Origin of the sequence: Corallococcus interemptor (assembly GCF_003668875.1) — a bacterium.
Taxonomy (GTDB): Bacteria; Myxococcota; Myxococcia; order Myxococcales; family Myxococcaceae; genus Corallococcus; species Corallococcus interemptor.
In genome coordinates, this window is the sequence record NZ_RAWM01000353.1 from 1 (window position 1) to 440 (window position 440).

1 protein-coding gene is annotated in these 440 nt (G+C 60.5%); it reads right to left on the reverse strand.

What is annotated here, in order from left to right; genetic code table 11:
• Nucleotides 1-305, reverse strand: a 305-nt coding sequence (locus D7X96_RS39235) for a hypothetical protein (RefSeq protein ID WP_208647457.1), incomplete at its 3' end; no start/stop codon positions are given.
• Between the last annotated feature and the right edge of the window lie 135 nt (nucleotides 306-440).

The following is a 440-nucleotide window of genomic DNA, read 5'->3' on the forward strand; positions in this document are numbered from 1 at the left end:
CGGTAGTACTTGTCATTCTCCAGCCGGTCGGTCACCTCGTCGGGCGGGTTCTGCCCGTCGGGCCCGAAGCGTAGGTCAAGAAGCGGCAACAAGACGTAGAGCAGGATCGGTCCGATCCACAGCGGCACCTGCGCGGCGGCGTGCCAGCCGAGCTGGTTCATCCCCCAGATCAGCGGCAGCATCACCACCAAGGCCGTCGGGGCGATGAGGCCCATAAGCCACAGGTAACCCTTCTTGTCCCGCCACTCCTCGACTTCGGGCGGCCGGGGGGCTTCGGGTCCACCAGAGCCGATTTGCGTGGTCATATGCCAAACCTCCTCATGAGCCACACCACGTTGGGATTTGACAATAGAGCAGTTTGCGTCTTATGTCTAGACATATAACGCAATTTGTAAATACGCGGCGAAGCTAGTTCAACACCTCCGGGTCGCGCTCTCTCG